Source organism: Yersinia enterocolitica subsp. enterocolitica (genome assembly GCF_901472495.1).
GTDB classification, from domain to species: domain Bacteria; phylum Pseudomonadota; class Gammaproteobacteria; order Enterobacterales; family Enterobacteriaceae; genus Yersinia; species Yersinia enterocolitica.
The window spans coordinates 1,842,074-1,866,141 of sequence record NZ_LR590469.1; the positions used below are offsets into that span (position 1 = coordinate 1,842,074).

Consider the following 24,068-nt stretch of genomic DNA (forward strand, 5'->3'; position numbering starts at 1 on the left):
GTTACTAAGCGGATCATTCATTCTTTATAAAGGGTCTAAACTAGCCCACGGTTGACTCTAATTTCACAATGGATGACCGCATAGGATCTGCATACCAATTATTTGAAGAATTCAACAGAGGTTGTACAGGTTCCCATCGTAAATCGGACGTTGAAGACATAGAGTCTATCAGCAAACTGAGATTATCGCCCGCAAGTTGGTACTCATCTGTTTTAAAGGTAAATAAACGTCCTCTTTGCTCAGACCCAACAACAAAATAATTTTCTATTGTCACAGTTTTATTTGAATTATTAATATTAATAGTTAAATTACTATCTTGTTTTTTAAACTGTAATACACGGTAGTCAATGCCTTTAAAGATAATGCTGTTCCTACCTTTATTATCAAAAATAATGTTATCGCCATGCCCCGGCTCGAAAACGTAACTATCATCGCCCTCGCCGCCAGCAAAAACATTAATCCCATCCCCACTATTTAGAATATCGTCGCCCTGACCACCATATAATAAATCATTGCCATTACCACCGAAAAGCTCATCATGACCATCACCACCTGAAAGCATATTATCACCACCTTTAGCATAAATAATATCATTCCCAACATCACCGTAAATTTTATGTCCACGGCCACTTAAGTCTGAAATAACATCGTCTCCATGCTTTGCATAAAGTCGATTATCCGCCAGCCTATAACTGTCGGGGATAACAATGTGATCGTTGTCCTCCGTGGTAGCATAAAGAGTTGGTTGCATTTCTAAAAGTTCAAAAATTTCAGCCGAGGAATCAATATAAAATAATTTTTCATTTTTATCAATTAATGTAATTAACTGTTTACCATCAACTAAAGTGAGTTTATGAGAATTGCTAATTTCAATGGATACAAAAGCATCTGGATTATCTTTATGTTTAATAACAATATCACCCAAGAGATTTTTATCAACATTAAGATCATAACCAGACACATCATCTAAAACCAAGTGCATCGTGTTATTGCTGTGAGGCCCGCCAGCTAAAACCCTGCAATCCAAACGCAATGTATTATTTTCATTACCAACAGTAAGTAACAAATTTGGTATATGGTATATATTATCACCCCCATTAGCTGTAATAAAATCTCCGCCACCTAAATTTTCAAAGGTACTCCCCAATCCATTGCCGAAAATTGTGTCAATTGTCGCCTTATGTCCATTAAGAGAAGCTTTTATAAATGGTGGAAAATTTATTTCCTCATCATTTATTTTAATTAAATCACCTTTATATAAGTATTTTGTTATAGTGACTCTAGTTCTCTCTACTGATTGAACATCTTCATTTAAATTTTGCTCAATCAATGGATTATAAAATGCAAGCATTTCAAGAGAAGAGTCTAAATTAATGATGTCTTTATCGAGCACCGCAGGCCAATTTGGAACTAAAATCATATTGTCTGATGTATTTAAAATATAGCTGTGGGTTAACTCTTTTTTATCACCATAACTATTTAATTTAAAAGCGCCCTCAAGCACAACCGTGCTATTATAATTATAATCGTCAATGAATTTTATAATCACATCATTATTTTTCAATTCGATTGATTCTATTTTGTCAGATTTTGCTTGTAATTGAATAGTGCTGACTTCATCTAGATCATCTTCATAAATAACAACATGAGCAGCTGAATATGGTGCTGAAGATATAATATAAGTATCAATTCCCTCCCCACCAACAGCTGTTCCTCTTAACAATGTTAGAATATCATTCCCACCACCGCCCTCCAACCGATCTTCTGTATAACCTCCACCACCATTTAAAACATTTACATTATCATCTCCAATTAATAGATCCTTCTTGTTCTTTTGACCATAGGCATTCTCGATACTCAAAAGTGTTGCGAGTCTAAGTTCATTATTTATATATTTTACGTAGCCACGAGCTAAATTTAGCTCATACCCTTCATTGCCAAACCTTAATCCCATTACGATTAAGGTATCACTTCCATCCTGACCGTCCAAAACACTGGCGGGGGAATTAATAGAGGCTTCGACATTATCCATTAAATAGAAAACATCTTCTTTATCTCCACCAATAAAAATTTTCGTCCCCTGTCCGACATCAAAACTGTTTTTGTAATCTTTATAACCAATAGCAAGGTCATCTCCCCAGCCCAGATTAAAATGCGTACTAAAGTCTTCAACATTATCACCCTTAATAGAAAGAACGGAGGTTTCAGTATCCTTATTACGATCATGCCAATAAGATCGCATGCTATTAAGTGCAGGATGTATGTTAAACATATCCATATTTTTAATAATTGCATTATTCTGTGCATTTCTATTGTGCAAATCTATAACATCTTTTTCTATAATGTGAAAATCATCTACATTAACTGTTTTTTCCCAATGGTTCAGTTCGTTTTCAGAGAGTGGTGATCTTGCATCACGCATTAAGGCATATCGGTACACATGTGGAACTTTATAATTACGTTTTCCTGAAAAAACATCTGAAAACTCATAATTATCATCATGCATATATCCTGTTAGATTTTTCTCTCTAATTATGTTGTTTATATCATATTCAGAATAATTTTCGGCATGATCAATTTTGTAGACAAACACATATTTTTTCACTGGCGATAAATCTATTCCCTCATTTACATATAGGTAGTTATTATATCCCATGGGTTTTATTCGTTGCTCAAAAGCATTTTCAAGAAGATCTTTAATATGTTTTTCTAATTTTTCCTTATCTTTATCTTTTAATCTTTGCACAATATATTTTTCTGGTTCTGCACCAAAAGCCAAACGAATGCCTGTTTTGAAGATTTCCCACCCACTGAGATCTATTTCACGCTTAATATACTCAACCTGACGTATCGCATTGTATGTCATCCCCCCCAACATTATAGCGGCCCCAGTTAATATCCCAATAGGGCCGGCCGTACTTATCCCAATAGCTAATGCTACCGCAGTTGCTATACTGACTGCTGCACCAATGGTTGAAAAGCTGCTATTAATAAAATAATCATTTCGTAATTCAGGGTTGGTTTCTTTAATTGCTTTAGACAAATTATCAATAGCATCATAAATATCAAAAGCAGCAGAAGCCATATTTAATGATGAACCTGCATATTTAGCTGATTTAGCACCCGCCTGATAGCCAAGACGAGCAGCACCATATCGAGAACCTGATGATAATTTTTTGTTAAAATAGTAATGTAATTTATTAAATGTCGGCTGCATAACATCAGTGCCGAAATCAACTACAGTAGAACTCCAGCCCAGAGCCAACTGTTTAATTATTTCCTGACGTTCTTCATCGCTGATATTAGGGTCTTGTAACCTTTTAGACATACTGACACTAGAAACAGACAATCTGGCAATACTGAACAACTGAGTTGCCTTTCCTGTGTAAGCACCAATAGATTGTAAGCGACTGGATGTCGCAGTAACTGTAGCGAACCCCCGCCATAAATAAGGACTAATTTTTCCGTCGGTATTGACGAAATGCTTTATGGTATCAAGTCGCTTTTGTGCTTCGTTGACGACTACCGGGTCATGATGCGGTAGTAATAGGCTACTGGCACTATCATCATTAATAAATAATTTTCTCACAACTTTCAAAGAGAGCTGGAGCTCAGGATTAGTCGGGTCAGTAGCAGTATAAAAATCATTTAATTTTGAAGGATCGAAATGCAAATGATTGCGCCAATTAGCGTTAGCTGAAATAGCAGCAGTAGTAATAATTTTGCCATCAATTGCCATTCCCATATCATATAATGTACTGTAAGAAATGGTGTCGCCATTAAGGTATGTTATGCCCAACTTGACTAATTTATCTCTCTCACTGACTATGTTTTGTTGATATAAATTCCCCAGGGGAACCTGTGCGTAAAAATCCGAGGAAACGGGAAATTCTAAGTGATATAAGTGATATTCAATTTGGAGTAATTCGCGACCATCATTCAAATCAGAGAGATAATTATTCAATATTAAGGAAAGTTTTTTATTGGCGTTCTCTTGATTATTAGCGCTAAAAGAATATTCCCATCCTTCGGTATTATAAACAGAGTAAATATACCCACCCCTACTTTTGTGACAAAATAAATTAAACACCTTTTTATTGACCATTAATTGATACCCACCGGAATCGTCAATTTTTATACCGTTCTCTATTTTTTCAGTTAATACTTTCTTATGAATATCAATGTATTTTATTTCATCTAAAGCGTAAAAGTTCTGTCTGAACTTATCTAATTGTTCTAATTCATCTTTACTGGCAAAGCCTGAAGCGCTAACATAGTTCAATTCGTTATACTTATTGATCTTGTCTTTAAATTTATTTTTTTTCCCTTTATTTGCATAATAAAGATACAGCACACCTAAATTAATTTGTCTTTTTATAGATAAATTTAAATCCAATGCTAGCGTTAAATTCTGACTACTATGAGAGGCATTATCAATATTATATTTAATTGAATTATTCATTAACCATAATTTATTTTCTACCTTATTTACATACCATTTCTTACTAAATTCCAATGCTTGGTGGGGTTTAATTGTTGTAAATTCAGGATTATTAGCGCTCACATATTGTAGAGTTAATAATTCCTGCCTACTTTTAAGATAATATTTACTATCTGCAATGTTTTTTAATATTTCCCTATTGGTGAGTTCATCACTGCCAGAGTCAAAGAACGTTGTTAATGAGGCCTTAGGATCTGAGCTAATTTCTACAGGTGAAACCCGACCTTGTGATAATAAATCCAATGTTTGGATTGCATTTTTAGCTCGTGCGTTTAATGATTCTAATTCAGGATTGTAGCATGGTATATCTTTATATTTTTCCGGTGGTGTACCTTTCAATAGAGAAAGTGGTGCCCCCTTAAATGGACTAATATAACCCCTATAACTTAGATCTTTAATTACCCCATGTTCAACTTGATATTTTAATATTCTATTAATATCCTTTTTTAACTCTCTAAATACACTATCGATACTATAGTTTTCAATGTGAACATTGAAAACTATAGTATCGGAATTTATTTCCACAACTATGTTTTTCACCTTATTTGAGTTATCATCTAAAGCAAAATCAATAATTCTAGCCGTATTTTTTGAATTATCTATATCAAATATTATTTGATTTTCCTTCATAGATTTTAAGACATAGGCCTCTTCACCATCACGCGCAACTTTCCAGACGCTATCATCATTTTTATGATTTGGATTCTCTTCGAATTTGATATGATCGACCGAAAAGTCAAAATTTGCCACGAGGGTGTCTTTAACTGATTGATTAAAGTAGCCTTCCTTAGTTAATAATTTGTCTACATGGCGCTTAAATTCAGCGTAATTATCATAAACTTTAGCACCATTATTAGGATCAAAAAAAGTCCAATAAGTAGAAGTTCTATCTTTAATAACAGAAATTGCCATAGCATGTGTAGGTGATAAAAGTGACACATAAACACTTTTATCTATATTAGCTAAATTTGACATCAGTACGTTATATTCAGCCTCTCTCTCTGTTAAAGAATTAGTCATTACTTGCTGTTTATAATCCTCATTTCCAATACCAAATGGATATAAGCCTCTTTTTAATAAAAAAGCACCATAATTATCATGATATCTTTTCTTTTCAGCCAGAATAGCCTCTCCTAATAATAATGCAAAATCTTTTGATGTTATCATGAAGTTTTCATTTTCCCCCTCATCTCTCCCATCCAATTTTTTATAAAACCCCATCAAAATATTATCTGCTAATGAATCTATTTTATAACTATTTCCTTTTCCATTTATTTTAGTGGAGTTTATTATTTTTTCAAACTCCTCACTATTGTCAGCAACATATTTATTTATAATGCCAACTAATTTTTTACATTTTACTTTCCCATATACCGCACCTTCTTTTATCTCAGAATAAAATTTCAATACATCAACATTTGTTACCATTGATTTTTCTGAATGAAGAAAATTAATTATATTTTTAAAATCAACTCTGAGCTTGACATGATTACCAAGTATATTTTGGCTATATTGCATTTTCTGCAACAATTCCAGCTCGGTGTAAAGAAATTGCCGATGATATTGCATTAATAACTTACGCTTAATATCAGTTGGATCTCTATTCGATATTGCCGCATTTTTTTTATAACTATCTATTGCCTGTTGCAGCCAGTTGAAATATCTCTTTCCACCGCCTACACCATAATTTCTTTCCTCCATAAGAAATTTTGCTGATAAAGCATAGCATATTCCATTGTGAAACTGTTTAGCCGCTTTTTCGTCACCCTGACTAATTGTGTAATATCCTATTTCGAAAATTGACTTTTTTAATTTCACAAGTAAATCATTAGCCTGATTAAAATAGAATGACTCCTCTTTTATATATCCCACATCCACCTCAAATTAATAAATTACCTTATATTAAGCATACATTAGCGCAGATTCTAAAATAAAAATAATTTTATTATAGAATCTATTTAACTTAAATCATAACGCAGGCGTGATATATTACTTAAAATAATAATTAATAATTATTTTAAAAAGCAACATATTATCAATTTAGATATAATTTTATGTTATCTTTAACGTGGCTTATAACCACTATTGGAGAAACAACAAATTATCCAATAAGTGGTTATCGACGATATTACTTCAATGCACCGGAAAGGAACTGCTGCAAGCGAGGGCTTTTAGGATTACCAAATAGCTCGGCGGGCGGGCCTTCTTCTTCGATTAATCCTTTGTGCAAGAAAATAACATGACTGGAAACATGGCGGGCGAACTCCATTTCGTGGGTCACCACTACCATGGTTTTCCCCTCTTCTGCCAGTTTCTGCATAATTCGTAGAACTTCCCCGACCAATTCTGGATCCAGCGCAGAAGTCGGCTCATCAAATAGTAATACATCCGGCTCCATCGCCAATGCTCGCGCAATAGAGACACGTTGCTGTTGACCACCGGAAAGATGTACTGGATATTTGGCTCGCGCACGCTCATCAATACCGACTTTATCCAGATAACGGATAGCACGCTCTTTGGCTACTGATTTACTCAGCCCTAATACCTGCACCGGCGCTTCCATCACATTTTCTAATACTGTCATATGGCTCCATAAATTAAAATGCTGGAATACCATCGTCAGCCGAGTGCGTAGTAATTGCAGCTCTTTTTTATCAAAAACCTTTAATTGTCCGTCTTTATCGCGCACCAGTCGAATATCTTGATTATTGACACTGATCGACCCTTCGCTGGGTTTTTCCAGGAAGTTGATACAACGTAAAAAGGTACTTTTCCCCGATCCAGACGAACCAATAATAGAAATAACGTCCCCCGCTTTGGCTGAGAGTGAAACGCCTTTTAACACCTCATGTTCCCCATAATGCTTATGCAATTCGGTCACCGACAGTTTGGTTTCAGCTATTTTAGGTTTTAGTGTGTCAGTCATAGTTTTTAATGTGTCAGTCATAAGGTTCTCCGTACTTAATGCGATGCCTGAGGTTTTATATGTGCCAGCCAACGTTTCTCTGCCTGGCGGAATAGGCTAATTAGTGTAAAGGAGATAATCAGATAAAGTACGGCAGCAATACCAAAAGCATAAAACGGCTGATATGTCGCAGCGTTAATATCACGCGCTATTTTCAGTATATCTGGCACAGTGGCGGTAAAAGCCAACGCGGTAGAATGCAGCATTAAAATAACTTCATTACTATAGGCGGGTAAAGCAATACGCAATGCGGAAGGTAAAATAATGCAGCGATACATTTTAAAGCGCGAGAAACCATAGGCTCTTGCTGCTTCAATTTCACCGTGTGGTACTGATCGAATAGCACCGGCGAATATCTCGGTGGTGTAAGCACAGGTATTTAGCGTCAATGCCAAAATAGTACAATTCAATCCACTGCGGAAGAAAGCATTAAGTAGATCGTTGCCTCGGACTATCTCCAGGCTGTACATACCGGAATAGAATACCAACAATTGCACGTATAACGGCGTACCGCGAAAGATATAAGTAAATATCCACACTGGTAAGCGAATCCAGCGCCGCTCGGCGACACGCGCTACCGCCAACGGAATAGCAAGCAACCCGCCCATCACAACTGAGGAGATTAATAGCCATAGTGTTACGGCCATGCCGGTAAATCGATAACCGTCACTCCAAAGCAGGGCTTGCCAATATTGATGTAGGATTTCAATCATAGTTCGGCCCTCTTCACTCCGTGGGAATAGCGCCGTTCCAGCCACAGTAAAATACCATTGGATAAGGTGGTAAAAATGAGATAAACCACGCCAGCCACCAATGCGAAGAAAAATGGTTGATAAGTCCCCTTTCCAGCCAACTGAGTTGCTTTAACGACATCATTCAATCCCAAAATAGAGACTAAAGCTGTCGCCTTGAGAATAACTTGCCAATTATTACCAATGCCTGGCAACGCATAACGCATCATGGCAGGAAACATAATTCTGCGGAAAATCTGGCTGGAAGAGAAACCAAATGCTCTGGCGGCTTCAATCTGGCCGGTTGGAACCGCCATATAAGCGCCACGGAATGTTTCAGTGAAATAAGCACCATAGATAAAACCGAGGGTGATAATCCCAGCTGAAAGGGGATCAATATTGATTTGTTCAAAACCAAGGGATTCAGTAATGCTATTTAGGGCTATCTGCAAACCATAAAAGATAAGCAACATCAAAACTAAATCAGGGACACCACGTATCAACGTGGTGTAGCACTCAAATAAGCCAGATAACAGCCGATTTGACGATAATTTCCCACCGGCACCTATTAAGCCGATAATCACTGATAGCAGCACTGAGCACAGTGCTAGCTCCAGTGTCACCAGCGCACCTTCAAATATCAGTTTGGAATATCCATCCAGCATCTGGGTTATCCTATTCTACTGAGTAAGGAGTCTGGTTAATTACTTTGGCTAGTCGCTATAACGGCCCCTGCCTATTTAGGCAGAGGCTGTTACAACAAGCGGGATTAACCGCCGTAAACATCAAAGTCGAAATATTTTTTCGCGAGCTTGTCGTAGGTACCATCTTGGCGCATTTCTGCAAAGGCTTTATCCAGCGCCGCTTTCAGTTCTGCGTCATCTTTACGCAGGCCCATACCCGTACCTACACCAAAGAATTCATCATTTTTAACTGATGGGCCAGCGAAGGCATAACCCTTCCCTGCTTCTTGTTTCAGGAAACCCTCACTGCCAGCGACTTCATCCTGGAAAGCAGCATCAATGCGGCCAGAGCTTAAGTCGGAATAAATCAAATCCTGATTCTGATAGGCGACAACATCAATGCCTTTTGGCTGCCACTCAGCATTAGCAAATGCTTCCTGAGTCGAGCCTTGTAATACACCAACACGTTTGCCTTTCAATGCCACCAATGTTGGCTCAATTTTGCTGTCTTTTGGCGCGATCAAACGAGCATTAGCTGCATAAAGTTTGTCGGTGAAGGCGATTTCTTTTTGGCGTTTTTCAGTAATTGAAAGTGAAGAGATAATGGCATCGATCTTTTTAGCTTTCAGCGATGGAATAAGTGCATCGAAATCACTTTCAACAAAAGTACATTTAGTATCAATACGATTACATAACTCTTTGGCGATATCGATATCAAAACCTACCAACTCACCACTGGCATTTTTTGATTCGAAAGGAGCATAAGTTGGATCTGTACCAATTTTGATATCTTTAGGAATAGCAGCAAAAGCAGTGCTGGCAGCAGCCAATGCTAATACGAGAGGCAGAACCAAAATTTTCTTATTCATACATAACCCTCAAATTGATTTTCGATGCCACAAAGCGCGTTAGTTTTCTGTACAACCCTTAGCGTCCATAAATCTACGTTTCCATAAATCGATGTGCAGTAATCGTGCCAGTAATCATTGGCGGAAAAAGCAAATTCCATTACCGCTTACCTGGCACCACAACCACTAAAAGTGGGCATAGGGTCGTAGGGAGAAGCTGAATACGAAATCTATGCAACAGTACGCAGTCTGAAACAGCATCATTGTGGTGCATAATACGCCCCATTTCAGTGCGATGTTGCACAAATGTATCAATTGAGGGAGAAATGTTAACTAGTGCCTTGCCAACGAATAAATAGATCTTCGGGCAACTCAATATCGAATTGATCGATAACCCGATTAACCGTTTGATCGACCAGGTCTTGGATAGTCTGTGGGCGGTGATAAAACGCTGGCATCGGCGGCATAATGACCGCGCCCAACTCAGCAGCTTGTACCATTAGCCGTAAATGGCCTAAATGCAGCGGCGTTTCACGCACGCACAGCACCAGTGGGCGACGCTCTTTCAATATCACATCAGCGGCGCGAGTCAATAAACCATCGGTATAGCTATGGACAATGCCAGATAGTGTTTTGATTGAACAAGGTAAAATGACCATCCCACAGGTTTTGAATGACCCCGAGGAAACACAAGCTGCAATATCGCGCGAATCGTGCACCACATCCGCTAGCGCCTGCACATCCTTGACGCTGAAATCTGTTTCAAGTGCTAACGTCTGGCGTGCCGCATTACTGAGAATCAAATGGGTTTCTATGCCCTCGACCTGCTTTAGCACCTGTAACAAGCGAACACCATAAATGGCACCGCTGGCACCGCTAATGCCAATAATAAGTCGTTTCATGGGAAAGTCCCTCAAGCTAGCTTTATGCCTTATAAATTAAGCATAACATAAAGAAATATGGCGAGACTTTGCCGTATCCGAGATCAATTAGCAAATATCGCCCGCCAATTTAGCCCTAACATCCTGAGTTCTGTTGGCAACAAAAAAGGTGCACCGCGCCTGCACGCTGGTTGCACCTTTTTGATTCACACTCGCCTTTTCACTAAGTATCCCCAATAGATTTCAAGACACAGGAAGGCGGCAAGCGAAAAAATCCCGATAAGCTTACATAAGTAAGTGATTCGGATGACAAATCGGTCAGGAACCGATTTGAACGCTGCTTGCAGCGGCCTCGCAGAGGTGAGGCCCATGGACGGGCCGAGTAACGAATGTAGCCAACACACCTGCGACTTGAAAGATGATGGGGATTACCCTTCGTTATGCATCTCCAGGTTTTCCGCTTCGTTATGACTACGTAATGCTTGCGCATCGTCGTTACGTAACGATTCCAGATACTCCAGATAGCTTTGATCCACATCTTTAGTCACGTAAACGCCGTTAAAGACTGAGCACTCGAACTGAGTAATATCTGGGTTATCTTCGCGTACCGCCTCGATAAGGTCACTAAGATCCTGGAAAATCAGTGCATCCGCACCAATCAACTGACGAATCTCATCCACTTCACGCCCATGTGCAATTAATTCATTAGCACTTGGCATATCGATGCCATACACATTCGGGAAACGAATTTCAGGAGCGGCAGAGGCGAAATATACTTTCTTCGCTCCAGCTTCACGTGCCATTTCAACGATCTGTTCTGACGTGGTACCGCGCACAATAGAGTCATCCACCAATAACACGTTCTTATCGCGGAATTCTGCACGGTTGGCATTTAGCTTACGGCGCACAGATTTACGGCGTTCCTGCTGGCCCGGCATGATAAAGGTACGGCCAACATAGCGGTTTTTCACAAACCCCTGGCGGTAGGGCTTATCCAGAATACGAGCGATCTCCAGCGCGATATCACAGGAAGTTTCCGGGATAGGAATAACAACATCGATATCCAGGTCTTCCCACTGTTTGGCAATTTTTGCGCCTAACTTCTGGCCCATACGCACACGCGCACTGTAAACAGAAATTTTATCCATAAAGGAGTCGGGGCGAGCAAAATAAACATACTCAAACAAGCATGGATTGTATTTCGGATTTTCAGCACATTGGCGAGTGAATAATTGGCCTTTCTCGGTGATATACACCGCTTCACCCGGTGCAACATCACGCAGGAATTCGAAACCAAGGGTATCTAACGCCACACTTTCAGAAGCGACCATGTATTCATTACGACCATCAGCGAGGGTGCGTTTCCCCATAACCAGCGGACGAATACCGTTAGGGTCACGGAAAGCAACCATACCATGACCTATGATCATCGCGACGCAAGCATAGGCACCACGAATCAATTGATGTGTGGCGGCAACAGCGGCAAAAATGTTGTCAGATTCCAACGGATAATGCTGGAAACGGTCCAATTCGCTGGCAAAAATATTCAGCAGAATTTCTGAGTCAGAAGTGGTGTTCACATGACGGCGAGAAACTTCGAATAATTCCTTTCTCAGCTGGTGAGCGTTAGTCAGATTACCGTTATGGGCCAAAGTGATGCCAAACGGTGAGTTAACGTAGAAAGGTTGAGCCTCGGAAGCACTGGAGCTGCCTGCTGTTGGGTAACGAACATGGCCAATACCCATATTCCCCTGTAAGCGCAGCATATGCCGGGTTTCAAATACATCCTTCACCAAGCCGTTTGCTTTACGCAGCCGGAACCCATTATGGGCATCAATGGTAACGATGCCCGCAGCATCTTGGCCTCGGTGCTGAAGCACCGTCAACGCATCATAAATCGACTGGTTTACCGGTGCAAAACCGGCGATACCGACAATACCGCACATGTTGTCTTTTCCTCATAAGCCGCTCCGAATCGGTAATTGATTCGGTAAGAAACTCGACGTGCTCTGTAGGTAGTCAAAGAACCACCTGATGATATAACTGAACTGCGGGATTAATTGTGACTGCTTCCAGTCAACACTTTGCGAGAAGCCGGTAAACGTATCCAGAAAGAACAACATGGCCGAGACAATCAGAACGCCTCGCAGCGCACCAAAACAGATGCCCAGCACCCTGTCAGTTCCTGATAGCCCCGTACGTTCAACCAGCGAACCTATCACATAGTTAACAATAGCCCCGACGATCAATGTCGCGATGAACAAAATGCCGATGGCAATTCCGTTACGAACCACTTCATCCTCAAAACGGGTGAAGTAGATAGCAAGGTAACTGTAAAAATGGCTGGCAACAAAAAACGCACATCCCCATGTTACAAGTGACAATGCTTCACGGACAAAACCCCGGATTAAGCTGACTAAAGCAGAAAATCCGATAATCCCTATAATGACGTAATCAATCCAGACCATAGCTATTCCAATGACGAAATCGCCGCTGCATCCTGTTCGCGGCGAATTCTAACAGAAAAAGAAAACGTTTGCGTAGAGGAATTATTACCGGCGACAAATTAAAGTGCGGCGATTTTAAAAATAACAATCGCCGCACAAACTTAGTGTTAAAACCCCTATAAACTCTGATGTCTTAACCCTTATTCAAACATTAACGCCCCGTGCCATAGGGCTTAACCTGCCCATTCAGACCACTTAATGAGTTAAGCTCCTGCAAGGCCGATTGCAGTTTCTGTTTTGACGCATCAGGCCCGACATACACACGGGTAATCTGCCCCTGAACCGGCGTCGCAGGCACGGTAAATGCGCGATGACCTGATAAACGCAGCGTCGCAACAATTTCATTCACTTTGGCCGCATTTTTCAGCGCCCCCAGTTGGACGACATAGGCCTGCCCCACTGGCGCTTTTTCTTCAGCGACCGGTTTACTTTCTGGTTGTACTTGCGGTTTAACCTCAGGTTTTGGCTTAACTTCCTGCGGCTTTTTCTCGACTGGTACTGGCTTAACCTCGGCTGGCTTTTTCTCGACAGGTTTCACTTCAACCGGCTTACTTTGTACCGGTGGCGGTGCCACGATAGTCGGTTCAGACGGCAGGTTACCGGCATCATTAGCGGCCTGAGAGGCGGAATCATCTTTAGGGACTGCCACGGCTTGCGCTGCACCTTCCGGCGGCGCAATAGGCAGGGGCTGGCTGACCGGTGGAACCGCATCAATCTCCTGACTATCACCGGGTTTTGGCACTAATGGGATGGCAGCAAACTCATCCTCATAATGCTTCTTTTTACCATCCAGCAGCCCCGGCAGTACAATCACGCCCAACGCCACCAGAATTATGGTCCCGACTAAACGGTTCTGGAACTTACTTGCCACTCGCACTCCCCATTTCAATGTCTTGATAAACTCAAGCTGTTACAAATCCATTGCTGCCATCACATGAGCAACCGTATGGAAAGAGCCACAGACAATGACCACATCCTGTGGTTCTGCATCCTGCATGGCCTGACGCCAGGCAGTTTCGACATCACTAAACTGACGTGATTGCGCCAAATGCTCGGCTAATTGCTCCGCGCTGGCCCCGCGCGGCCCTTCCAGCGGCGCACAGTACCATTCATCGACTTGCTCAGATAAACACGCCAGCGTACCACCAATATCTTTATCCGATAACATTCCAACCACCGCGCGCACTTTTCCCTGTTTTGGCAGTTGAGCCAGTTTATCAGTCAAATAACGCGCTGCATGCGGATTGTGAGCAACATCCAAAATCAACAACGGCTGCTCACTGATTATCTGAAAACGCCCCGGTAAACTGGCGGCCTGTAGCCCCTGCCGAATCACGTCTTCGCTCAATGACAATCCAGAATAATGCAATACTGCCAGAGCCGTCGCAGCATTAGCCAGTGGCACATTCGGTAATGGCAAATCGTTCAGTTGGCGATCACCGCATAGCCAGTTCCAGCCGTTTTTAGGTTGATCAAAGGAGCCATGTTGGCTGAACTGCCAGGCAATATCGCGTTGATACAGGTGCGCACCGAGTGTTGCCGCAACATCTGTAATCGACTGCGGCATATCAGGTTCCCCAACGACTGCCGGTTTACCCGCACGGAAGACACCGGCTTTCTCGCGGCCAATGCTTTCTCTGTCGAAGCCCAACCAGTCAGTATGGTCTATGGCAATACTGGTAATAGCCGCAACATCAGAATCGACTATATTGGTCGCATCCAAACGCCCACCCAACCCCACTTCCAGAATCACCACATCAAGCTTAGCCTGCTTAAATAGTTGCAGGGCAGATAAGGTGCCAAACTCGAAGTAAGTCAGTGAGATATCTTCGCGCCCAGCTTCAATTTTAGCAAAAGAATGGCTGTGCTCCGCTTCAGGCAATTCTTGCCCCTGAATACGAACGCGCTCGGTGTAACGCAAAAGATGAGGTGAGCTGTAAACCCCGACCCGTAGACCCGCCGCCAGTAAAATTGATTCCAGGGTACAACAGGTGGTGCCCTTGCCATTCGTACCGGCAACGGTAAAAACTTTAGGAGCAGGCTTAAGCAAATCCAAACGCTCAGCAACCTGTTTAACACGTTCCAATCCCAGCTCGATTGGCTGAGAATGCAAGCGCTCAAGATAGTAAAGCCACGCGGCCAAAGGCGACGTGGCTTGGGGAGTTTGATGGTTTTTCATAAGTCCCGTCACTGACCTTTATATCCTTCGTACTTGAAGCCGCAGGGTTGTTAGCTACGTTCGTTACTCGGCTCGTCCATGGGACTCGCCTCTGCGAGGCCGCTGCAAGCAGCGTTCAAATCGGTTCCTGACCGATTTGTCACCCGAATCATTGACTAGCGTCAACTCATCGAGATTATGAGCCTCTAATGAGACTCACCCTACGGGCCAGCGCAAGCGATGTTCAACATGGTTTACAACCAAGTTGTCACTCAATTGTCGCCTTCCTGCAACTCGAATTATTTTGGGTAAATATTTTCTTTTTTAAAGCTATAAAGCTTAAGTTGCGACAATACACGATAACCGGGCACCACCCTATCCGGGTGATGCCCGTTAAGATAATCAGGCATCACCCAGATTATCTGCCACAGCCGCATCAGCCTTAACCCCATCCACGCTTGGTTGCGGTTGATGAGTCAGTTTCGACAAAATGCTGGCCAACGTCTGACGCATAACCGGACGGCGAACTATCATGTCGATAGCGCCTTTTTCAATCAAGAATTCGCTGCGCTGGAAGCCCGGCGGCAGTTTTTCACGCACAGTTTGCTCGATAACCCGAGGGCCAGCAAAACCAATCAATGCTTTCGGTTCCGCGATATTGATATCACCCAACATTGCCAGACTGGCGGAAACACCGCCCATAGTCGGGTCAGTCAGCACTGATATATACGGCAAACCACGCTCTTGCATTTTAGCCAGAGCAGCACTGGTTTTTGCCATCTGCATCAGAGACATCAATGCTTCCTGCATACGGGCACCACCACTGGAAGAGAAGCACACCAGTGGACAATTGTCTTCCAGTGCCTGTTCTACCGCGCGAACAAAGCGAGCACCGACCACTGACGCCATTGAACCGCCCATAAAAGCAAATTCAAATGAAGCCGCCACAATAGGCATACCTTGTAAGGTTCCTTTCATGGCAACCAAAGCATCTTTCTCGCCCGTCTCTTTTTGTGCAGCTGAAAGGCGGTCTTTATACTTTTTGGAATCCTTAAATTTCAGGATATCCTTTGGCTCCAGTTCGCTACCCAGTTCAACTTCACTACCTGCATCCAGCAGCATATGTAACCGCGCGCGGGCTGACATACGCATATGGTGATCACACTTAGGACACACTTCCAGATTGCGCTCTAACTCGGCACGATAAAGTACCTGACCGCAGCTGTCGCACTTCGTCCACACCCCTTCAGGAATACTCGCTTTACGGGTTTGTGTGATATTGCTTTTGTTGAGAATTCGTTCAATCCAGCTCATCGATGACCTTTCTGTTTGAACCTGGCTGTTGCCAGTTCGCTGTTCATGCTTTAACCATCTCCCTGAAAACCCCCCAATAAAAAATGCCTAAGATATACGCCAATGCGGCGTAACTAAGGCACTTAACTCGGATTGTCCGCAGGAACAGACCACAAATGTGACTCATTAAACCATATTGGTTCGACAGTGTAGATAAAAAACTGGTCGAACCCACGGCTTAGGTAACATTTTTACTGATTTTTCTGACGCGCTGCTGCCCGCCGATGCCGCCAAACCTCGAATACGCCCGGCAAAATTGACACCACGATAATGGCAACAATCAGCAATTTCAGATTATCCTGAACAAAAGGCATATTACCAAACCAGTAGCCAGCATAAGTGAATAACAGCACCCATACTAACACCCCAATCACGTTATAAGCGGCAAAATGGCGATAGGACATTTTGCCCATACCCGCAACAAACGGCGCAAAAGTACGAATAATCGGAACAAATCGCGCCAAAATAATCGCTTTACCACCATGTTTTTCGTAAAACTGATGGGTTTTATCCAGATAACTACGACGGAAAATTTTGGAATCCGGGTTACTGAATAACTTTTCACCGAATACCCGACCAATGGTGTAGTTAATCGCATCACCCAAAATCGCGGCCGTGACCATCAGAGCAACCATAATGTGCACATTGATGTCATTGGAGGGCAATGAGGCTAATGCACCTGCCACAAACAACAAAGAATCACCCGGCAAGAATGGCGTTACAACCAAACCGGTTTCACAAAATAGAATCAGGAATAAAATGCCATAAACCCAGACGCCATACTGCGCTACCAACTCCGCTAAATGCACATCAATATGCAAAATAAAATCAATAACGAAACGTATAAATTCCATAAATACTCTCGAGTAGTCAACGAGCTTAATCTTTGATTAAGCGAGCTTAGCTGAACTTCCTTAGGTAATCCTTAACCCCAAGTGATCCACTCGCCTAACTCAGGTTGTTGCATGAAAATAAGGCTATAAAATCAGTCGTCCGCTAAGAAAAGCGGCCCCAATGGCGTTTTGGGTAGAGCAAAGTGGTCAGGATAGTCAACCGAGACTAAATATAACCCTTCTGCTTTCGCGGTTGCCGCCGCACGTGCTCTATCTTTCAGCGCCAGTAACTCGGCCATCCAGGTGACACTCTGATTGCCGCAACCAATTTCGATCAGGCTACCGACAATATTGCGCACCATATGATGAACAAATGCGTTAGCCTTGATATCTACCACGATATACGCGCCATGTCGGGTAACTTTGACATGTTTTACATTTCGCCAGGGAGTACGGGACTGGCACTGTATCGCACGAAACGAAGTAAAATCATGCTCACCGAGCAAACATTGCGCAGCCTGTTCCATTTTTTCGGCATCCAGCGGCATATAACAATGGGTGACTCCTTGCGCCAAAACCGCCGGCCGATAGCGATGGTTAAAAATAATATAACGATAGCGTCGAGCCGTGGCACTGAAACGGGCATGAAAACCATCATCAACTGTTTTGACCCAACGAACCGCAATATCAGGCGGTAAATGGCTGTTGACGCCCATCGTCCAGGCGGCATCTTTGCGCTCGGCCGTGGTGATAAAATGGACTACCTGCCCCGTCGCATGCACCCCGGCATCTGTCCGTCCGGCACATAATACGCCGATAGGCTCATTGGCAACTTTTGACAGTGCGGCCTCCAGACAAGCCTGTACGCTGGCAACCTCTTGCTGGCGCTGCCAACCGAAATAACGGCTGCCGTTGTATTCAATACCCAGCGCAATTTTAATCCCCGCAGCCTCAGCCACGGTATTTTCTGGCTGAGTCAACTCAAGTTCGGACATCAGTATAGTTGCTCCTGCAACAGGCGCTCCGCCGTTTCAATTGCCATCAACGCACCGCCGAAACGAATGTTGTCAGTCACCGACCAGAACTGCAACACTTCGGGGATACCATAGTCATTGCGGATACAACCAATACTCAAAACATCACTGCCAGAGGCATCAGTGACTTGTGTTGGGTAATCATCTTCTTCCGATAACTGGATATCGTCGCAACTTTCCAGCTCACTGCGGGCTTCTTCCGCGGCGATTGGGCGTAGCGCTTCCAGATGAACAACTTGTGCCTGACCATAGAATACTGGCGACTGGATACAGCTCACGGAGATAGGTAACCCTTCGTCTTGTAAGACTTTACGTACCTGATCCACTAAACGGCGTTCTTCACGTACGCTACCTTCTTCATCAGCCAGCAGCGGTAAAACGTTAAATGCCAATTGCTTAGCGAAAACACCTGGCTCCGCAGGAATACCATTTAACAGCTTAGCGCTTTGCCCGGCGAGATCATCCACTGCGACTTTACCGTGAGCGGAAGCAGAAATCAGCGCGATAACATGCAAACGGGACAAACCGGCCTGCTCGGTCAGCGGCTTAATTGCTGTCAATAACTGGCTGGTCAGGCTATCGGCAACTGCAATAATATTACGGTTGCGGTACTCCGCCAGCACTTGAGGATTCACACTTGGCACCACCAGCGGGACATCTTGTTCCATGGCAAACAAGCCACTGCTGTCGATAACCAAACAACCGGCGTTGGCCGCTTCTTCAGCATATTGCTGTGAGGCTTCACGGCCAGCGACAAAGAAAGCCAGTTGCGCCTGTGACCAGTCAAATTCTGCGGCATTTTCAACCAGCACACTTTTACCGTTAAAGCGCACAGTCGCACCAGCACTGCGCTCGCTGGCCAGAGGATACAATTCACCAACCGGGAACTGGCGCTCATTTAACAGCTCCAGCAAAGCTTCACCTACTGCGCCCGTTGCTCCTAACAGAGCTATATTCCAGCCGTCAGACATGTTGGTTTTCTCCACTAACGTTCATTAAATTACAAGGATTTATACAAAGACAAAGGCGGTAAAATACTGCCTGAGGTTAATGACAAAGTGCCCGTAGCGGTGAAAACAGGCAGATCGTAAAGACGCCGTAAACCCTTCCCTGGGGGCTCGAGCCGCGCCATCCGTGGCGCGGACGCTTTACTCTTCTACCTGTCTTCACCTTACAATATCGAGTCGTCGAGGTTTGCCACACCGAGACTGGCGGGGCGACTGCACCAATGGGCGCTCCGACGGCTCACGCCGTTACGACCCATTCGGCACATTTCCCCGCTTATCAACTTTATCAACTTTATCAACTTTGTCAGCAGTCTGAGGCAGTAAAATACCGCCTGATATTCCATCATGATTAATCTATAGAGCGGCTTAGAGTAATTGAGTGCTAAACCCTAACTTTTGCAACAACTCAGCGCTGGCAGCATCATCGCACTGCACACACAGTGATGACCATTCGCGCCGCTCTTGATAGTGCTTGCGCAGGCGGTCAAATTCGCCCGACTGATCAGCCACACGCCGTAACGGCGCATCATCGCGGCGCACATCATACACCAAGTGCATCAATCGTTTTAATTTGCCTTCGTCTAACTCACCATTTAGTCGTAACTGGCTGAATTCGGGCTGTGGCAATAAGCTGGCAAGCTCGACGGATTGTGGCTGGCCCAAATATTGACTGAATGCTTCAAACACTTGAGTTGTACCGCGCGCTTTACCCTCCAATGTGTATCCGGCGATATGGGGTGTCCCGATATCAACACGGGCCAATAGCGGCAGAGATAACTCTGGCTCTGGCTCCCACACATCCAGCACCACACTGAGCTTTTTGCCCTTTTCCAGCGCACGGAGCAATGCGCTGTTATCAACCACCGCACCGCGGCAGGCATTAATCAGAATGCGGCCATCGGGTAAAGCAGCCAGCAGCTCATCATCTGCCATGTACAAGCTTTGGTAGGGGCCGTTTTTATTCAGCGGTGTATGGAAGGTGAGAACATCAGCCTCGCGTACCAGCTTTTCCAGTGGCCAGAATCTTTCGTTATCACCGCGATCCGCGCGTGGTGGGTCACACAGAAGAGTCCGCACCCCGAGAGCTTGCAGGCGAGCATTCAGCCGTGAACCCACATTACCCACACCAATGATACCAACTGTTTTATCACGCAGTTGGAAGCCATCGCGTTCGGCCATCATCATCAGCGCAGAAAAAACATATTCCACCACGGCAATAGCATTACAGCCGGGGGCGGCGGAGAAACCGATGCCCTGCTGTTGCAGCCAGTTATCATCGACATGATCAGTGCCCGCAGTCGCTGTGCCGACAAAACGAATTGACGTGCCTTGCAACAGCGCCTCATTCACTTTGGTAACCGAGCGCACCATCAACGCATCTGCACCAGCCAGCGCATCAAGGGGGATTGGCCGCCCCGGCACTGCCTGCACATCACCTAACCGCTGAAATAGCGCATCGGCGTATGGCATATTCTCATCAACAAGAATTTTCACTTTGTTCTCCGGCAGCTTACTGCCCTACAGATGAAAAACAGGGCGCTTAGTATATCCCCAAAATGGTTGGAGTTGCAGGTAGGCGACAAGCGAATAAACCCCGATGAGCTGACTCAAGTCAGTGATTCGAGTGCGTAAGCGTATAGCCAACACCCCTGCGGCTTCAAGGAGGAAGGGGATTGGTGCGACGAAAACGCTCCGGTGTCGTCCCCGAAATTTGCTGGAACATGGTAATAAAAGCTGACGCTGAACTATAGCCCACATCAAGTGCCACACTTTGCACCGTTCTCCCCTGTTCGAGTAGCGAAATTGCATGTAAAAAACGCAAACGTTGCCGCCATTCACTAAAAGCCATGCCTAACTCTTGCTGGCAACGGCGTGATAACGTTCGTTCAGTGGTATAGACCCGTTTGGCCCAAACTGCCAGCGAGGTATTGTCTGATGGACAGCGTTCCAGCGCCGCCAAAATGGGCGACAGCAACTTATCTTGTGAGGTCGGCAAATAGGTACACTGCACCGGTGAGACTCTGAGCTGATCAATCAGCACCAGACTTAAGCGCAAATCTTGTTCACTTTCCGGCATTAATAAACCACGAGCGAAGCAATCCTCCACGATGGTATTAAAAATCGGGCTGACATTAATCAGACAAGCTGACGTGGGTAACTCTTTGCAGTGTTCTAACGCGATATCAATAGCGCGAAAATGCATTGATTTACGGTTATAACTGGAATGCTCGACTCCGGCGGGGATCCAGACACTGAATTCAGGCGGAGCCAGAAAGCGCTGCCCACCAATGCTCATGGCCAGTACACCCGATTTAACACAGATCAATTGCCCATAGGAATGGGTATGGGGCAGAAATTCAGTATTAGCATTGTATATCTCGCAGCGGAAAGAGAGATTCTGCGGCGCGGTGTCGGCAACCATCGGAAGATTAGGTTTTATCATCATTTATACCCTAAATAATTCGAGTTGCAGGGAACCTGCCGCACATGCAACTGCAATATGACGGGTAAATTGTCTTAATCACAGCAACGATTGTCTGATTATCAGTATATAGGATAAATCAGACAGCGTTACACTGCACCGCATTAGTATCTCAATGAGAATTATGTTTATGAATGTGTTATTCCCCTTATTCGCGGTGATTATCTGGTCAATCAATGCCGTGGTCAGCAAGGTCTCCGCCACCGCTATTGATCCGGCTGCCATCTCTTTCTATCGCTGGGTACTGGCATTACTGACCCTAACGCCATTTTTGCTGATGGGCGTTATCCGCAACTGGCAGGCAATCCGCGTTTATTGGTGGAAACTGATGATTCTGGGGTTATTGGGGATGGTGTTGTACCAAAGCCTGGCTTATTACGCCGCCCACAGTGTCAGCGCCCTGTTTATGGGAATACTCAGTTCGTTAATTCCATTATTAACCGTGCTTATTAGCATTGTGGTGCTGCGTGTGGCACCTACCGTCGGGATTGCGCTGGGCAGTGTATTGTCATTAGGGGGTTTGGTGTGGTTGGTCAGCGCGGGTAACCCGGCGCAATTGCTGCAACATGGCATCGGCAAAGGTGAATTAATGATGTTCGGTGCCTCGGCATCCTATGCTCTCTACGGGGTATTAACCAAGCGCTGGGCGATTCAATTACCTAACTGGCAATCCCTATATATACAAATTGTCTTTGGTGTGGTGCTGTTATTACCGAACTTCCTGTTAGCCGCGGATGTTCAATTAACGGCACAGAATATTCCGCTGGTATTATTTGCCGGCATTCCTGCTTCTATTATTGCGCCTTATTTATGGATTCACGGCGTCATGCGACTGGGAGCAAACACCGCGTCGATATTTATGAACCTGACGCCAGTGTTTACCGCCATTATTGCCGTAACTTTCCTGCATGAACAGTTGCACAGCTACCATCTGATTGGCGGCGGAATTACGCTCGCGGGGGTGATATTGGCTCAACGTCTGCGCACACCATTACGTCGAAAAACCGCGCAATAAAGGCTCTCAGGGTGAGATAGCACTATTACTCGGTGTTGCTATCTCACCCTGAGTATTATCTTTTCTATGCAGCATTAATACGCCCAATAAAACCAATGCACTGCCCAGTAATTGCGAAGCCGATAAGATTTCATCCAATAGAAAATAAGCAATTACAGCGGTGAATACCAATTCCAGGGTGAGTATTAAACTGGCGATTGCCAGCGGAAGCGTTTTCAAACTCAGATTAAACAAACCAAAGCCCAGTAATGTCGGGCCAGCGGCCAGAATCAGCAATAGCCACCAGCCAGACCATTGAACACCTTCTGTCCCGATGGATAAAAAGAACAGATTTCCCACCATCTGCTGTAACCCCTGTATCGGGAACCACAACAACAGTTGATTAAATATCAACTGATACACAGCGGAGAGTCCAAACACATATAAAATGGTATTCCACACGGGATAACGGCGATCCGTGGCAATTCGCCCGGCCAGAGTATAAAAGCTGTAACCAATTCCCGACGCCAGTCCAATGAATAAACCCACAAAATTAAAATCTGCCGCCGTGATATTCACCCCATCACTGACCAGAAAACAGCCCACCATGCTAATAACGATAACGAAAAACTCACGCCAGCCCATATATTCGTTATAAAAAACCCAGCCCAGAAAAACGGTAAACCCCACCGAGCAATACACCAAAATGGTGGATATCGATGCGCCGTTTAACGCCACAGATTCTGTCCATAAGCCATTAAATACCGCCAGCAGTAGACCATAAGCCAAATAGAATTTGACCTGATCGCGGCGTAATTTGGCCCACTCAGGCTTGATCACTAATAAAATAGGTAACAGAACGGCTGCGACCAACCCTGCCCGCCAGAAAGCTAAGACTGAAGTCGGCAAATGATAATGCGCAGTGAGAATGCGGATAATAATCCCGGTAAAACCCAATAACATGGCACTGATAAGAGCCAGCACATACCCTTGCCGTTTACCGGTCAAGAAACCGCTTCCCACCAGCGGAGGACGAATTATAGATGGGGGTAATCCTGCCGGCATTGCCATAACAGCCTCATTAGATTGAC

The 24,068-nt window shown here is 44.1% G+C and carries 18 protein-coding genes; 1 reads left to right on the forward strand and 17 read right to left on the reverse strand.

Going from position 1 to position 24,068, the window contains the following annotated elements; translation table 11 throughout:
* Nucleotides 1–40 precede the first annotated feature (40 nt).
* The 16 genes from FGL26_RS08680 to FGL26_RS08765 all read right to left on the reverse strand — a co-directional run bounded on the left by FGL26_RS08680 (nt 41) and on the right by FGL26_RS08765 (nt 21,944).
* Nucleotides 41–6,373, reverse strand: a complete 6,333-nt coding sequence (locus FGL26_RS08680; RefSeq protein WP_005171785.1) for a hypothetical protein — start codon at nt 6,371–6,373, stop codon at nt 41–43.
* 256 nt (nt 6,374–6,629) lie between these two features.
* Nucleotides 6,630–7,427 carry a histidine ABC transporter ATP-binding protein HisP gene (hisP, locus tag FGL26_RS08685; RefSeq protein WP_005171791.1) on the reverse strand — a complete coding sequence of 266 codons (798 nt, stop codon included), beginning with the start codon at nt 7,425–7,427 and terminating at the stop codon, nt 6,630–6,632.
* Between the two features lie 35 nt (nt 7,428–7,462).
* Complete coding sequence (locus FGL26_RS08690) at nt 7,463–8,179, reverse strand: ABC transporter permease (protein ID WP_005171793.1); 717 nt, start codon at nt 8,177–8,179, stop codon at nt 7,463–7,465.
* Entirely contained in the window at nt 8,176–8,862 is a 687-nt protein-coding gene (locus FGL26_RS08695) for a histidine ABC transporter permease HisQ (protein WP_005171796.1), read from the reverse strand. The genes FGL26_RS08690 and FGL26_RS08695 overlap by 4 nt, the downstream gene beginning before the upstream one ends.
* A gap of 104 nt (nt 8,863–8,966) precedes the next feature.
* Complete coding sequence (gene hisJ, locus FGL26_RS08700; protein WP_005171799.1) at nt 8,967–9,749, reverse strand: histidine ABC transporter substrate-binding protein HisJ; 783 nt, start codon at nt 9,747–9,749, stop codon at nt 8,967–8,969.
* 308 nt (nt 9,750–10,057) lie between these two features.
* Nucleotides 10,058–10,630, reverse strand: a complete 573-nt coding sequence (locus tag FGL26_RS08710; RefSeq protein WP_005171802.1) for a UbiX family flavin prenyltransferase — start codon at nt 10,628–10,630, stop codon at nt 10,058–10,060.
* 407 nt (nt 10,631–11,037) lie between these two features.
* Nucleotides 11,038–12,555 carry an amidophosphoribosyltransferase gene (purF, locus tag FGL26_RS08715; protein WP_005158469.1) on the reverse strand — a complete coding sequence of 506 codons (1,518 nt, stop codon included), beginning with the start codon at nt 12,553–12,555 and terminating at the stop codon, nt 11,038–11,040.
* Between the two features lie 12 nt (nt 12,556–12,567).
* Nucleotides 12,568–13,077, reverse strand: coding sequence for a colicin V production protein (cvpA, locus tag FGL26_RS08720; protein WP_005158480.1), 510 nt, complete (start codon nt 13,075–13,077; stop codon nt 12,568–12,570).
* 190 nt (nt 13,078–13,267) lie between these two features.
* On the reverse strand, nt 13,268–13,987 hold the full coding sequence (gene dedD, locus FGL26_RS08725) for a cell division protein DedD (protein ID WP_005171804.1): 720 nt from the start codon (nt 13,985–13,987) through the stop codon (nt 13,268–13,270).
* A 39-nt stretch (nt 13,988–14,026) separates the two neighbouring features.
* Entirely contained in the window at nt 14,027–15,295 is a 1,269-nt protein-coding gene (gene folC / locus FGL26_RS08730; protein WP_032912776.1) for a bifunctional tetrahydrofolate synthase/dihydrofolate synthase, read from the reverse strand.
* A gap of 381 nt (nt 15,296–15,676) precedes the next feature.
* The gene (gene accD / locus FGL26_RS08735) at nt 15,677–16,588 is read right to left on the reverse strand and encodes an acetyl-CoA carboxylase, carboxyltransferase subunit beta (RefSeq protein WP_005171827.1); all 912 of its coding nucleotides are present in this window, start codon (nt 16,586–16,588) and stop codon (nt 15,677–15,679) included.
* A gap of 230 nt (nt 16,589–16,818) precedes the next feature.
* Nucleotides 16,819–17,481 (reverse strand): DedA family protein, encoded by a 663-nt coding sequence (locus tag FGL26_RS08740; protein ID WP_138060230.1) that lies wholly within the window; start codon nt 17,479–17,481, stop codon nt 16,819–16,821.
* A gap of 131 nt (nt 17,482–17,612) precedes the next feature.
* A complete protein-coding gene (gene truA / locus FGL26_RS08745; protein WP_005171833.1) occupies nt 17,613–18,455 on the reverse strand; it encodes a tRNA pseudouridine(38-40) synthase TruA in 843 nt (280 codons plus the stop codon).
* Nucleotides 18,455–19,465 (reverse strand): aspartate-semialdehyde dehydrogenase, encoded by a 1,011-nt coding sequence (locus tag FGL26_RS08750; RefSeq protein WP_011815923.1) that lies wholly within the window; start codon nt 19,463–19,465, stop codon nt 18,455–18,457. The genes truA and FGL26_RS08750 overlap by 1 nt, the downstream gene beginning before the upstream one ends.
* 402 nt (nt 19,466–19,867) lie before the next feature.
* Nucleotides 19,868–20,995 carry a 4-phosphoerythronate dehydrogenase PdxB gene (pdxB, locus tag FGL26_RS08755; RefSeq protein WP_005171839.1) on the reverse strand — a complete coding sequence of 376 codons (1,128 nt, stop codon included), beginning with the start codon at nt 20,993–20,995 and terminating at the stop codon, nt 19,868–19,870.
* Nucleotides 20,996–21,158: 163 nt separating this feature from the next.
* On the reverse strand, nt 21,159–21,944 hold the full coding sequence (locus FGL26_RS08765; RefSeq protein ID WP_005171842.1) for an AraC family transcriptional regulator: 786 nt from the start codon (nt 21,942–21,944) through the stop codon (nt 21,159–21,161).
* 169 nt (nt 21,945–22,113) lie between these two features.
* On the opposite strand from FGL26_RS08765, the gene FGL26_RS08770 reads away from it, so the two are divergent.
* Nucleotides 22,114–22,998 (forward strand): DMT family transporter, encoded by an 885-nt coding sequence (locus FGL26_RS08770; protein ID WP_005171845.1) that lies wholly within the window; start codon nt 22,114–22,116, stop codon nt 22,996–22,998.
* Between the two features lie 6 nt (nt 22,999–23,004).
* On the opposite strand, the gene FGL26_RS08775 is transcribed toward FGL26_RS08770, so the two are convergent.
* Nucleotides 23,005–24,048 (reverse strand): DMT family transporter, encoded by a 1,044-nt coding sequence (locus FGL26_RS08775; RefSeq protein ID WP_032912780.1) that lies wholly within the window; start codon nt 24,046–24,048, stop codon nt 23,005–23,007.
* Nucleotides 24,049–24,068 lie beyond the last annotated feature (20 nt).

Bases quoted from the DNA above. Each gene is read 5' to 3' on its own strand.
- purF (WP_005158469.1), bottom strand. From the start codon at position 12,555: ATGTGCGGTATTGTCGGTATCGCCGGTTTTGCACCGGTAAACCAGTCG.
- accD (WP_005171827.1), bottom strand. From the start codon at position 16,588: ATGAGCTGGATTGAACGAATTCTCAACAAAAGCAATATCACACAAACC.
- FGL26_RS08690 (WP_005171793.1), bottom strand. From the start codon at position 8,179: ATGATTGAAATCCTACATCAATATTGGCAAGCCCTGCTTTGGAGTGAC.
- FGL26_RS08695 (WP_005171796.1), bottom strand. From the start codon at position 8,862: ATGCTGGATGGATATTCCAAACTGATATTTGAAGGTGCGCTGGTGACA.
- folC (WP_032912776.1), bottom strand. From the start codon at position 15,295: ATGAAAAACCATCAAACTCCCCAAGCCACGTCGCCTTTGGCCGCGTGG.
- cvpA (WP_005158480.1), bottom strand. From the start codon at position 13,077: ATGGTCTGGATTGATTACGTCATTATAGGGATTATCGGATTTTCTGCT.
- hisJ (WP_005171799.1), bottom strand. From the start codon at position 9,749: ATGAATAAGAAAATTTTGGTTCTGCCTCTCGTATTAGCATTGGCTGCT.
- FGL26_RS08775 (WP_032912780.1), bottom strand. From the start codon at position 24,048: ATGGCAATGCCGGCAGGATTACCCCCATCTATAATTCGTCCTCCGCTG.
- truA (WP_005171833.1), bottom strand. From the start codon at position 18,455: ATGTCCGAACTTGAGTTGACTCAGCCAGAAAATACCGTGGCTGAGGCT.
- hisP (WP_005171791.1), bottom strand. From the start codon at position 7,427: ATGACTGACACACTAAAACCTAAAATAGCTGAAACCAAACTGTCGGTG.
- FGL26_RS08770 (WP_005171845.1), top strand. From the start codon at position 22,114: ATGAATGTGTTATTCCCCTTATTCGCGGTGATTATCTGGTCAATCAAT.
- FGL26_RS08750 (WP_011815923.1), bottom strand. From the start codon at position 19,465: ATGTCTGACGGCTGGAATATAGCTCTGTTAGGAGCAACGGGCGCAGTA.
- FGL26_RS08710 (WP_005171802.1), bottom strand. From the start codon at position 10,630: ATGAAACGACTTATTATTGGCATTAGCGGTGCCAGCGGTGCCATTTAT.
- FGL26_RS08765 (WP_005171842.1), bottom strand. From the start codon at position 21,944: ATGATAAAACCTAATCTTCCGATGGTTGCCGACACCGCGCCGCAGAAT.
- FGL26_RS08740 (WP_138060230.1), bottom strand. From the start codon at position 17,481: ATGGAATTTATACGTTTCGTTATTGATTTTATTTTGCATATTGATGTG.